Genomic DNA, 12,551 nt, shown 5'->3' on the forward strand with positions numbered 1-12,551 from the left:
CGGATGCTGTTAGCCATCAAATAACAGAGTGTCAAAAAGGAAGATTCATCATGGCTGAAGAAAAGAAAAATGCTCAAGTGCTTAACGGCATTAATGAAGACATCACTGAACTGAAATCACTGTCCACATTGCGTAAACGCGTTGTCAGCGACGGTGAAATTGTCTCCCGATCCGAAATCGGTTTTCGCCTGGCAAAGGGCAATACCGGCGTGCTCCTGCGCAGTGACGGGCTTAACTTCTCCGCCCTGGTTACCCCTGACGGCCAGGCGCAGAACGGGCAGTGGAACACGCTGCGCCCCTTCTCCTTCAACCTCTCTACCGGCCGCGTGGCGCTGCGTAACGGCGTGGATGTCTCGGGCGGTGCGCTGGTGTCGCATAACGCAGGCATTGGCGCGGTCACCACTGGCCCCGCTTCTCTTATCAGCGGGCAGACGTACGGCGCGCCGCCTGTACATACCGATTTTACCAGCGGCAACGTCACCACCACGATGATGATGGGGACACGGGTCCTCCCCGGTAAAGAAGATTACGGCCTGCTCTCCTACCGGGATTGGCAAGGGCGCTGGAATGAAATTCAGATCAGGGCCAATGCCGAACTTTCAGTTGGGCAACTGACCAAACGCAACGTCGATGGTTGGATTGTAGCGAGCGGAAACCAGAACGTTAATAACAACGCAGACCGGAACACCAACGGGATACGCATCCAAGGGAAGGATGCGCTGTGTGCAGACTTCTATCATTACGAACGCATCGGTCAACATCATTTTGTGGGGTTGCATGTTGCTAATGGTGGCGCACAGGGTTGGTACGAATTCCGCAATGATGGCCACGCCTACGCCAATGGTGCCTGGCACAGCAGCTCCGATGCCCGCATGAAAACGGAGATCGTGAAAATTGAGGGCGCACTGGAGAAACTGGGGAAAATCAGTGGCTATACCTACCTGAAACAAGGCGTGCCGGAGGCCGGCGTAATAGCCCAGGAAGTGGAGAACGTATTACCTCAGACAGTGACCAAGACTGAATTAAAACTGAATGACGGCAGCGTTCTGAAAGATGCCCGTGGAATTAATATCAATGGCGTGGTCGCCCTTCTGGTCGAGGCGTTAAAAGAAGAACGTGAAGCCCGGCTTGCGCTGGAGTCTCGGTTGGCGGTGCTGGAAAAAGCTGTTTCCGGTACACAGAGCTGATAACCCCATTCCTCGTAATAAGGATATGCAGGAGTAAATAATATGCCACAAGAACTGAATGGTCACGGCTCCACTGCAGGCGAAAGCATGGGGGGAACAGGTGCTAATCTTAATGAACGGCCGGATAACTCCACGCCCGGAGGAGGTGCTAACGGAAATGCAGGCGATCGCGACAACGGTAATAACAACTCCCACGATGCCGCCTATGAACGACAGAGGACCGCCATATTGAATGATCCGGCGATTAAAGACATGCTGGCAGATTTGAAAAAGCGAGCTCTTCTCATTAGTCCATCAGCGGAAGTCAAATTAACAAGCATAGATGCCAGTGGTTTGTTGAATATACAGGTTTCAGGCATGCGACGCGTCCATTCTCTGTCTGTCGAGAGGGCTTTTCAGTCAGTTAGGCCAGAAATAAAAAGAGACTCAGTATTTGAATTTACCACCGGTGAAGATACGGCTACCACGCGCGAGGATACGGCTTTTTATGGAATTGTTGAAACTGGCTACCGACTCGGTGATTACCAACGAGGGCCTACCGGTAACTATAATGGCAATAATTCGTCGGCAGAAGGTAAGGGATCATTAGCGACGTACTCCGAGGTGCTTAATGGAAAAATACCACCGGGTTTTTGGCTTGATAATAATAAAGTGATGACAGAAATCACGGAACAATATGAAATCAACGGTGGCGGCAAGGGTGACGACAAGACGGGATATAGGAAAAGCAACGTAGAGGTACCCTCTCTAACAAGCGCTTACCAGCAATATAAGAAAATACTGCGCGAAATTGCGGACGAAGCTCGCAAAGCCGAAGAGGCCCGTAAAGCCGAAGAGACTCGCAGAGCCGAGGAAGCCCGCAAGGCCGAAGAAGCGAGGAAAGCGCTGTTCGCCAAAGCCGGAGTTCTGGACACCCCGGCTTACACGCCTGAAAAAGCGAAAGCGGCCACTGCGGCGCTGGCTGCCGCAGGAACAATGGCACTCAACCGCGCCCCCGCAATGCTACAGGCGTCGACGGTTGCACAGGGTGTTATGACGACATCCAGTGAACTGGCCGGCTGGGTATCGGGGGCACTGTGGCGAGCGGCTGCGGAAGTCGGCAGCATACGTGCCGGTACCGCTGTCGCCGCAGGGTCGGTACTCGGTGCATTTGCAATCGGCTTCATTCCGACAGCAGCCGGAACGGGCAGTGACCAGGTTCCCGGTCGCGATATCAATATGTTTGCCTTCCAAGCGAGCCTGGCAGCAGCCGGAACAACGACAATCCAGCCTGGAATGACTTCGGTCGATTTGCCGGTACGTGGGTTTATCACCACTGACGACGATGGCAAACAAAGTGTAAACTTTGTCAGAACGGGCGTCGGCGGCGTATCTGCCAGCGTGCCGGTGTTCAGACCGGTTCGTGATGAGAAAACGGGGCTTGATAAAATCACGCTGCCCGCAATGGGAGGGGTCCCCGCCCGGACTATACTGATAAACCCGGTGCCGACGGGCCCTGCTGCGCCTTCGCATACCGGCAACGGTTCACCGGTACCCAGGACGCCGGTACATACCGGCACCGATGTCAGGCAGGCTGATAGTATCGTGGTCACGACCTTCCCTGCGGATGTCGTCCAGGAGCTGCAAGATTTTATCTTGTGGCAGCCGGATGCAACGGAAATCGGTGTTGAAGCTATCTATGTGATGGTCAGCAAGCCTTATGGGGAAAGCAATGCCAAAGGCAAGTACAGCGGGCGCGACTTCCATACGGAGAAAGCCGGCGGGCCTATCCAGAATCTGGACTGGAAAACCGCTAAAATTGACCGTGCAGGTGTAGACAAGGTAAAACTGCATGCTGGGCGATTTGAATCATCGCCGGAGAATAAAGTAATGGTCGACCGTCTGGAGAAAATCCTGAAAGGTGAGCTTGCTGCAACCGATACCGACAAGCGTTTTTATACGCATGAAGTGAGAGAACTGGAGCGTTATCGGAATTTGGGCATAAAGGATGGCGAGGTACCGCAAAGTGTTAAGGAACAAAAAGCAGTATGGAACAATACGCATACTGCAACTCTAGAGGATTACAAAATAAACGAAAAAGAACAGGCTCTTTATACTGATGAAGCCTTACAGGCTGCATATGAACAGGAATTAAAGGATGCTCTGGGAGGGGAAAAATAATGTCTTTGAAAGAGATTGTTAAAAATGAAAGTGTAGAGGATGTATTGACCTTCTTAGGGCCAACATCTGACTATAGAAAATTAGACAGATTATTCACATATAACAAAATTGAGGTTATAACCAGCGGTGAGCTTTCAGCTCGGTATGATGACTTATTAAAAAGAGGGGTGCTACAGGACCAGAATGGAAAGGTCGTAAAAGGCCCTAACTGGAAAGCTCCAAAATTCGTGACCGAGAAAAAATACGGTATCGAATAACCTCCAGACTCCTCCTGTAAATTTAATTTAAAACAACACCCAACAAATTCTCGTTTGTTGGGCGTTTTCGTTAATAGCCTCTTACTATGCTATCCATTTATCTATGTCCTTCAAGGACGCCCTTCGTAACCATCCCAGTAGGTGGCAACGGCAGAGTCCAGCAGGATTTGCCGTTGTTTCTGCGGGTTATCCGCCGAGTATTCGCGATTGATGAATATGCCTTTTTGCCCGGTTTCACTGAGGAATTCAGGGCTGCGGAACTCGGCCTCCCTTTGCTGTGCCTGCTGGCGCGTCATGCCATTAGCCCGATCGGTTTTCCCTATCTGATAGAACTGGTCAAAAAACGGGATGGACGATTTTATCGAGTCCGAAATCTGCGTACGGGTATTGGGATCAAAGTGCGCCTGAGCCAGTTGATGAATGGCATGCCGGGCGTGACGTTCAGGGCTGGTTTGCTGACTGGCGCAAGCGCTCAGGAACAGCGCGGAACACAGGATAAGAGTACGGGGGGCTAACAGCGTCATTATTCTTCCTTGAAAAGTCTATTGCGATGCCGCTACCGGCATCACGTTGCAAAAGTAGTGAGTATCGATGTCTTCAACCGACCTCTTGCCCGATAAGGGTGAGGTAACTCTTTGTTATTCCGGTTCAGGATAATACAACCGGCCGGAGTCTGCAGGATGTTTTTGCGGCTTTGCGCGCCCCCCCTCACTCCGAGATTGTTGTCCCCCTGCCAGGATGCATAATGCGGTCATTTTTTATCGTTTTGTGATCGTCGCCCCAAACCGGGAACGTTCCCATTCCATAAAAAAAGGGGAATGACTAAGCTTTGATCATTACTCAGCCAACACCTCTGCGCCTTACCCAAAAAAGGTACTTTATAATGAGCAAAGTTAAGCAACAGGATATCGACCGCCTGATTGTACTGGTGGGCGGACGCGATAACATCGCCACCGTCAGCCATTGCATTACCCGGTTACGTTTCGTCCTTAACGACCCCGCCAAAGCCAACCCGAAAGAAATAGAAACCTTGCCGATGGTCAAAGGCTGCTTCACCAACGCCGGGCAGTTCCAGGTGGTGATTGGCCCGGAGGTCGGCGATTACTATCAGGCGTTGATCGCCACCACCGGCCTCAACGAGGCCGATAAGGAGCAGGCCAAGGTCGCCGCGCGGCAGAACATGACCTGGAGCGAGCGCGCCATCGCCCACTTCGCCGAAATCTTCTTCCCGCTGCTGCCGGCGCTGATCAGCGGCGGTCTGATCCTCGGCTTCCGCAACGTGATCGGCGACATCCCGATGTCCGGCGGCCAGACGCTGGCGCAAATGCACCCGGCGTGGAAAACCCTCTACGACTTCCTGTGGCTGCTCGGTGAAGCGATCTTCATGTTCCTGCCGGTGGCCATCTGCTGGTCGACGGTGAAAAAAATGGGCGGCACGCCGGTACTCGGCATCGTGCTGGGCGTCACGCTGGTCTCCCCACAGTTGATGAACTCTTACCAACTCGGGCAACAAGTACCGGAAGTGTGGAACTTCGGCTGGTTCGCCATTCAAAAAGTCGGCTATCAGGCGCAGGTGATCCCTTCCATGCTGGCCGGTATGGCGCTGGGCTGGATTGAAACCCGCTTGAAAAAGATCGTGCCCGATTATCTGTATCTGGTGGTGGTGCCCGTCGTTTCACTGCTGCTGGCGGTATTCCTGGCGCACGCGCTGATCGGGCCGTTTGGCCGCATGATCGGCGACGGCGTAGCCTGGGCGGTGAAAGCCGTCATGACCGGCAGCTTCGCCCCGATTGGTGCCGCGCTGTTCGGCTTCCTGTATGCGCCGCTGGTGATTACCGGCGTGCATCAGACCACGTTGGCTATCGACATGCAGATGATCCAGAGCATGGGCGGCACCCCGGTATGGCCGCTGATTGCGCTGTCCAACATTGCGCAGGCTTCCGCGGTATTGGGCATTATCATCATCAGCCGCAAGGCCAACGAGCGTGAAATCTCGGTGCCGGCGGCGATTTCCGCTTACCTGGGCGTTACCGAACCGGCGATGTACGGGATCAACCTGAAATACCGCTTCCCGATGCTGTGCGCGATGATCGGCTCCGCCTTCGCCGGCCTGATTTGCGGCCTGGACGGCGTGATGGCCAATGGCATCGGCGTCGGCGGCTTGCCGGGTATTTTGTCCATCAAACCGCAATTCTGGCTGGTTTACTCGGCGGCGATTGTGGTGGCCGTGGTGATCCCAATGCTGCTGACCATCATGGTCTACAAACGCAAGGCCGCCCGCGGCGAACTGCCGGTCTGATTGAAATGTAGGGGTCGCAAATACCCAATAGCTTTCAGGCTGCAGCCAGGCGGCAAGGGTGCTGTACTCCCAGGAGCTTACTCAGGTAAGTGACTGGGGTGCAGCGCCAGCAGCCAACAACGCTGCAGTTTGAAAGATGAAGGGTATCGGGCCCGTTGTCACGATTCAAAGGTATAACTATGAGCAATCCAATCCCCTGGTGGCAGAACGGTGTCATCTACCAAATCTATCCGAAGAGTTTTCAGGACAGCACCGGTAACGGCTACGGCGATCTGGCCGGTGTGACCCAGCGGCTGGACTATCTGCAGGAACTGGGCGTCGACGCCATCTGGCTGACGCCGGTGTATGTCTCCCCACAGGTGGACAACGGTTATGACGTGGCGGATTACTGCGCCATCGACCCGGCTTACGGCACCATGGAGGATTTCGATCGTCTCATTGCCGCCGCCCACCAGCGCAGCATCCGCATCGTGATGGATATGGTGTTCAACCATACCTCGACCGAACACCCGTGGTTCCAGGCCTCGCAAGACCCCGGCAGCCCGTTCCGCCAGTTCTATGTCTGGCGCGACGGCGAAGGCGATGCGTTGCCGAACAACTGGCGTTCCAAGTTCGGCGGCAACGCCTGGCAGTGGCACGCCGACAGCGGCCAGTATTACCTGCACCTGTTCGCCACCGAACAGGCGGACCTCAACTGGGAACACCCGCCGGTACGCGAAGAGCTGAAAAAAGTGTGTCAGTTCTGGGCGGACAAGGGCGTCGACGGCCTGCGTCTCGACGTGATCAACCTGGTCTCCAAGCAGCAGGATTTCCCGTCCGATCCTGAGGGCGACGGCCGCCGTTTCTACACCGACGGCCCGCGCATTCACGAATTCCTGCAAGAGATGAGCCGCGACGTGTTCCAACCGCGCGGCCTGATGACCGTCGGCGAAATGTCCTCCACCACGCTGGAGCATTGCCAACGGTATGCGGCGCGCAGCGGCGAAGAGCTGTCGATGACTTTCAACTTCCACCACCTGAAAGTGGACTACGCCGGTGGGGAAAAATGGACGCTGGCGGCGCCGGACTACGTCGAACTGAAGCAGATTTTCCGCCACTGGCAGCAGGGCATGCATAACCGCGCCTGGAACGCGTTGTTCTGGTGTAACCACGATCAGCCGCGTATCGTCTCGCGCTTCGGCGATGAGGGCGAACTGCGGGTGCCGGCCGCCAAGATGCTGGCCATGGTGCTGCACGGCATGCAGGGCACGCCGTATATTTATCAGGGCGAAGAGATTGGCATGACCAACCCGGGCTTTAGCGCTATCGGGCAGTATCGCGATGTAGAAAGCCTGAACATGTATGCCGAACTGAGCGCCCAGGGCAAGAGTGACGCCGAGCTGCTGGCGATCCTGGCCGGCAAATCGCGCGATAACGGCCGCACGCCGATGCAGTGGAGCGCCGCGCCGAACGCCGGTTTCACCCAAGGTACGCCGTGGATCGGTTGCGCGGAAAACTACCCGCAGATCAACGCCGAGGCGGCGCTGGCCGATCTGGATTCGGTGTTTTACGCCTACCGCCAGTTGATTACCCTGCGCAAGCAGTATCCGCTGCTGACCCACGGCGACTATCAGGATCTGGCGCCTGTGCACCCGGCGCTATGGTGCTACCAGCGCAGCTGGAACGGACAGCGTCTGCTGGTGGTCGCCAACCTGTGCCGCGAACCGCTGGCCTGGCAGGCAGAAGGCGTGGAACCCTCCGCTCACTGGCGCCCGCTGATGAGCAACTACGCCGATGCGGCGGACCAACCGCAGGCGACGACCCTGCGGCCGTTCGAAGCGGTGTGGTGGCTGCTGGAGGACTGAATAACTGCGTTTAATACCGCTGCACCCTAAGTTTGAGGCAGGTGGGAGCCATTGCAGGTTAGCCGACCGTTGAGCGCAGGGATGCGCGATACGAGCCCCCAGGGACGGGTTCACGGCGTGTCGGCGCTCTGCATGACCCTACCTGTAACACTATTCGGCGCAGCTATTTAGCAGCCACAATGTGGGCGCAGTGCGGCAACCCGCTGCGCCCTACAATTTTTGCAGCAGCTTCACCACCCCGGCTGCCTCTTGCGCCAGGCGTTCATCGCTCATATCAAACACCCCCTGCACCAGATGCGGCGGCAGATAATCCATGCCGGTCAGGTTGGCCATGGCATTGAACGGCCGCAGCAGATCCGCCACCGGATAACGGTTGTAGCCTTCCGGCGAGTAGGCCTGCTGATTACCGCCGGTCGTCACCACCAGTTGCAGCGGTTTGCCGTGCAGTTTGGTACCTTCGCTGCCGTAGGCGAAACCGTAGGTTAATACCGCATCCTGCCATTCGCTGAGGATCGCCGGCGAGCTGTACCAGTAAAACGGGAACAGCATCACCACCGCGTCATGGCTTTGCAGCAGCTCCTGCTCACGGGCCACGTCGATGCGGTAATCCGGATAGGTACGCATCAGTTCATGCACGGTAACGTTGGGCAGCGTGTTCAGCGCTTCAATCAGCGCCTTGTTGACGCGTGAATCATCGGGAAAGCGGTGAGCGGTTAACGCTAAAATACGTGACATAAGAGATCCTCGGTTGAAAATTGATATCGCATTTTTCCATTTCCTTCGCCCGGGGTGTAGGCTGTTCTCTGTCACTTCAATTTCAACCAAAAGTATCAACCATTATGTCGCTGCCCTTTGACGTACATCGCCTGCTGCCGGCTTTTCTCAGCGCCGCCCAGGCGCAAAACTTTTCCGCCGCCGCCCGCCAGTTAGGCGTTACCCCGGCGGCAGTCAGCAAAAATATCCGCGTGCTGGAAGAGAAGCTGGCGCTGCGTCTGTTCCAGCGCAACACCCACAACGTGGTGCTGACCGACGAAGGCAAAGCGCTGCTGGCGCAGGTGGCACCGCTGTGGCAGGCGCTATCCGCCACGCTAGAAAACGCCGGCGGCGCGCAGCAAGATCCCTCCGGCACCGTGCGCGTCAGCATGATCCCCGGCTTCGGCCGCCAGATGTTGATGCCGTTGATCCCGCAGTTCCTTGAGCGTTATCCGCAGATTGACCTCGATCTTTCGCTGGATGCGCGGGTCGTCAATCTGGTGGGCGAAGGCTTCGACGTGGGCATCGGCAGCCGGGTCGATCCCGACAGCCGGCTGGTGGCGCGGCCGCTGTATCAAATGCAGATGGTGTTGGCGGCGTCCCCCGGTTATCTGGCGCAATGCGGCACGCCGCAGGATCCGGACGATCTGTTGCGGCATAACTGCCTGCTGCACCGCAATCCGGCCAATGGCCGCAGCGTAAAATGGCCGCTGCGCCAGCACGGCGAAACCAAAACCCTGGAGTTGCACGGCCGCCTGGTCGCCAGCCGGCCGGAGATGCTGCTGGACGCCGCGCTGGCCGGGCTGGGTATCGTCTGCCTGGCGCGCTGGTACACGGAGCCCCATTTTGCGCAGGGTACTCTGCAACCGGTGCTGCCGGAGTGCTGGCCGCAACCGACGCAGTTATGGCTGTACTACGCCTCTGCGGATCTGCCGCCACGGGTGCGCGCCTGGGTCGACTTTCTGCTGACACATTTTCGCGATCGCTCGTGAGCAGATTGACGTCTGTACAGGTTGCGCACGCTCTTCCGCTTTCCTTGTTCTACATCAAAAGAATCCCGACAATAACTATATATAGTGCTCAAAGAAAATAAATCACCTATATATGGTAGTTATCCACAAAGTCATCCACACATCGCCGTAGCCCTTCTGCGCTGCGGCATTGCCCTGTGGATAACCTATCCTTCAGGGAACAAGGAGTCGCAACGTGAAACCAGTAGTGATTAAACGGGACGGTTGTCAGGTCTCTTTTGACGAGGCACGTATTGGGCAGGCCATCGAACGGGCCGCGCTGGCCGTCGGGATTGTCGATGCCGATTACTGCGCAACCGTGGCCCGCGTGGTCGCTCAACGGATGGCGCAACAGCCGCGCGTGGATATCCATGACATTCAGCAGGCGGTGGAAAATCAGCTGATGGCCGGCGAATACAAGCAGCTGGCGCGCGCCTATATCGAATACCGTCACGATCGCGACGTAGCCCGCGAGCTGCGCGGGCGGCTGAACCAGGAGATCCGCGGTCTGGTCGAACAAAGCAATATGGCGTTGCTGAACGAGAACGCCAATAAAGACAGCAAGGTGATCCCCACCCAGCGCGATCTGCTGGCCGGGATCGTCGCCAAACACTACGCCAAGCAGCACATTCTGCCGCGTGACGTGGTGCTGGCGCATGAGCGGGGCGAGATCCACTACCACGATCTCGACTATTCGCCGTTCTTCCCGATGTTCAACTGCATGCTGATCGATCTGAAAGGCATGCTGACCAACGGCTTCAAGATGGGCAATGCCGAGATCGAACCGCCGAAGTCGATCTCCACCGCCACCGCCGTGACCGCCCAAATTATCGCGCAGGTGGCCAGCCACATTTATGGCGGCACCACCATTAACCGCATCGACGAGATCCTCGCGCCCTTCGTCAGCGAAAGCTTCGAGAAACACCGCCAGGTGGCCGAACAGTGGCAGATCCCGGACGCGCAGGGTTATGCGATGGCGCGCACCGAGAAAGAGTGTTACGACGCCTTCCAGTCGCTGGAATACGAGGTCAACACCCTGCACACCGCCAACGGCCAAACGCCGTTCGTCACCTTCGGCTTCGGCCTGGGCACCTGCTGGGAATCGCGGCTGATTCAGCGGTCAATCCTGAAAAACCGTATCGCCGGGCTGGGCAAGAACCGCAAGACTGCGGTATTCCCCAAACTGGTGTTCGCCATCCGCGACGGCCTGAACCACCAGTACGGCGACCCGAACTACGACATCAAGCAACTGGCGCTGGAATGCGCCAGCAAGCGCATGTACCCGGACATTCTCAATTACGATCAGGTGGTTAAAGTCACAGGTTCCTTTAAAACGCCGATGGGCTGCCGCAGCTTCCTCGGCACCTACGAGGAAGATGGCGAACTGGTGCACGACGGCCGCAATAATATCGGCGTGATCAGCCTCAACCTGCCGCGTATTGCGCTGGAAGCGGCCGGCGACGAGGCGCGTTTCTGGCGTCTGCTGGACCAGCGGCTGCTGCTGGCGAAAAAGGCGCTGATGACGCGTATCGCCCGGCTGGAAGGCATCAAGGCGCGGGTAGCCCCGATCCTGTATATGGAAGGTGCCTGCGGCGTACGGCTGAAGGCGGACGACAATATCGCCGACATCTTCAAAAATGGCCGCGCGTCGATCTCGCTGGGCTATATCGGCCTGCATGAAACCATCAACGCGCTGTTCGGCGGCGAACAACACGTTTACGACAACGCAGCGCTGCGCGCCAAAGCGGTCGCCATCGTTGAACGCCTGCGCACTGCCACCGACAGCTGGAAAGAAGAGACCGGCTACGGTTTTAGCCTGTACAGCACACCAAGCGAGAACCTGTGCGACCGTTTCTGCCGGCTGGACACCGCCGATTTCGGCGTGGTGCCGGGCGTTACCGACAAGGGTTATTACACCAACAGCTTCCATCTCGACGTGGAGAAAAAGGTCAATCCGTACGACAAACTGGACTTTGAGGCGCCTTATCCGCCGTTGGCCAACGGCGGTTTCATCTGTTACGGCGAATACCCCAACCTGCAACACAATTTAAAAGCGCTGGAAGACGTGTGGGATTACAGCTACAGCCGCGTACCTTATTACGGCACCAACACGCCGATCGACGAGTGCTACGAGTGCGGCTTTACCGGTGAATTCGCCTGCACCAGCAAGGGCTTTACCTGCCCGAAATGCGGCAATCACGAGCCGTCCAAGGTGTCGGTCACCCGCCGGGTGTGCGGCTACCTCGGCAGCCCGGACGCCAGGCCGTTCAACGCCGGCAAGCAGGAAGAGGTGAAGCGCCGGGTGAAACACCTCGGCAATGGGCAGCTCGGCTGAAAAGCGCCGTGCAGCCTATGCAGAAGCCTGTTCATCAGGCGTGATTCGCAGCCAGTTTGTCTTCGGCCAGCGCGCACAAACCGGAGCGTACACGCAGTACGTGAGGATTTGCAGCACTGCCCGGAGGCAAAATGGCCAGTAAAATAGCCTGATGGGCAGGCCTCACATGAATTATCACCAGTACTACCCGATCGACGTGGTCAACGGCCCCGGCACCCGCTGCACGCTGTTTGTCGCCGGCTGCGTGCACCAATGCGTCGGCTGTTACAACAAAAGTACCTGGCGGCTGAACTCTGGCCGGCCTTTTACTCAGGAAATGGAAGACCGGCTGATTGCCGATCTCAACGACGCGCGCATTCCGCGCCAGGGGCTGTCGCTGTCCGGTGGCGATCCGCTGCACCCGGCCAACGTGCCGAGCATCTTGCGGCTGGTGAAACGGGTGCGCGCAGAATGCCCAGGCAAGGATATCTGGCTGTGGACCGGCTACCGGCTGGCGGAACTGGATGCGCAGCAGATGCAGGTGGTGGACAGGATTAACGTCTTGATTGACGGCAAGTTTGTGCAGGATCTGAAAGACCCGGCGCTGATCTGGCGCGGCAGCGCTAACCAAGTAGTACATAGGTTGCGCTGAGCTAACAGCCCAAACTCGACCTGGCACAGCTACGGCATGGAGCCAATCTGATGGGCGGGTTTGTGCCAGGAGCGG

General features: G+C 57.1%; 10 protein-coding genes. 8 read left to right on the plus strand and 2 right to left on the minus strand.

What is annotated here, in order from left to right:
• Positions 1 to 50 precede the first annotated feature (50 nt).
• The 3 genes from QZQ97_RS15390 to QZQ97_RS15400 are packed head-to-tail and all read left to right on the plus strand — an operon-like array spanning position 51 to position 3,604.
• A complete protein-coding gene (locus QZQ97_RS15390) occupies positions 51 to 1,187 on the plus strand; it encodes a tail fiber domain-containing protein (protein ID WP_311994178.1) in 1,137 nt (378 codons plus the stop codon).
• 42 nt (positions 1,188 to 1,229) lie between these two features.
• The gene (locus QZQ97_RS15395; protein WP_442995194.1) at positions 1,230 to 3,347 is read left to right on the plus strand and encodes an S-type pyocin domain-containing protein; all 2,118 of its coding nucleotides are present in this window, start codon (positions 1,230 to 1,232) and stop codon (positions 3,345 to 3,347) included.
• Complete coding sequence (locus QZQ97_RS15400; protein WP_311994179.1) at positions 3,347 to 3,604, plus strand: immunity protein; 258 nt, start codon at positions 3,347 to 3,349, stop codon at positions 3,602 to 3,604. Before QZQ97_RS15395 ends, QZQ97_RS15400 begins: the two co-directional genes overlap by 1 nt.
• A gap of 110 nt (positions 3,605 to 3,714) precedes the next feature.
• On the opposite strand, the gene QZQ97_RS15405 is transcribed toward QZQ97_RS15400, so the two are convergent.
• The gene (locus QZQ97_RS15405; protein ID WP_311994180.1) at positions 3,715 to 4,128 is read right to left on the minus strand and encodes an Exc2 family lipoprotein; all 414 of its coding nucleotides are present in this window, start codon (positions 4,126 to 4,128) and stop codon (positions 3,715 to 3,717) included.
• Positions 4,129 to 4,487: 359 nt separating this feature from the next.
• Between QZQ97_RS15405 and treB the strand changes: the two genes are divergently transcribed.
• Positions 4,488 to 5,903, plus strand: a complete 1,416-nt coding sequence (gene treB, locus QZQ97_RS15410) for a PTS trehalose transporter subunit IIBC (RefSeq protein ID WP_126479930.1) — start codon at positions 4,488 to 4,490, stop codon at positions 5,901 to 5,903.
• 179 nt (positions 5,904 to 6,082) lie between these two features.
• Complete coding sequence (treC, locus tag QZQ97_RS15415) at positions 6,083 to 7,747, plus strand: alpha,alpha-phosphotrehalase (protein WP_311994181.1); 1,665 nt, start codon at positions 6,083 to 6,085, stop codon at positions 7,745 to 7,747.
• A gap of 210 nt (positions 7,748 to 7,957) precedes the next feature.
• Here treC and QZQ97_RS15420 read toward each other — a convergent pair whose 3' ends face one another.
• Positions 7,958 to 8,482, minus strand: coding sequence for an NAD(P)H-dependent oxidoreductase (locus QZQ97_RS15420; RefSeq protein ID WP_311994182.1), 525 nt, complete (start codon positions 8,480 to 8,482; stop codon positions 7,958 to 7,960).
• Positions 8,483 to 8,586: 104 nt separating this feature from the next.
• On the opposite strand from QZQ97_RS15420, the gene QZQ97_RS15425 reads away from it, so the two are divergent.
• From QZQ97_RS15425 to nrdG, 3 genes are all read left to right on the plus strand, one after another.
• Entirely contained in the window at positions 8,587 to 9,492 is a 906-nt protein-coding gene (locus QZQ97_RS15425) for a LysR family transcriptional regulator (RefSeq protein WP_311994183.1), read from the plus strand.
• Positions 9,493 to 9,706: 214 nt separating this feature from the next.
• On the plus strand, positions 9,707 to 11,845 hold the full coding sequence (gene nrdD / locus QZQ97_RS15430) for an anaerobic ribonucleoside-triphosphate reductase (protein ID WP_311994184.1): 2,139 nt from the start codon (positions 9,707 to 9,709) through the stop codon (positions 11,843 to 11,845).
• Between the two features lie 166 nt (positions 11,846 to 12,011).
• The gene (gene nrdG / locus QZQ97_RS15435; protein WP_311994185.1) at positions 12,012 to 12,476 is read left to right on the plus strand and encodes an anaerobic ribonucleoside-triphosphate reductase-activating protein; all 465 of its coding nucleotides are present in this window, start codon (positions 12,012 to 12,014) and stop codon (positions 12,474 to 12,476) included.
• The last annotated feature ends 75 nt before the right edge of the window (positions 12,477 to 12,551 follow it).

The organism is Serratia sp. root2, assembly GCF_031931805.1.
Classification (GTDB): Bacteria; Pseudomonadota; Gammaproteobacteria; order Enterobacterales; family Enterobacteriaceae; genus Serratia; species Serratia inhibens.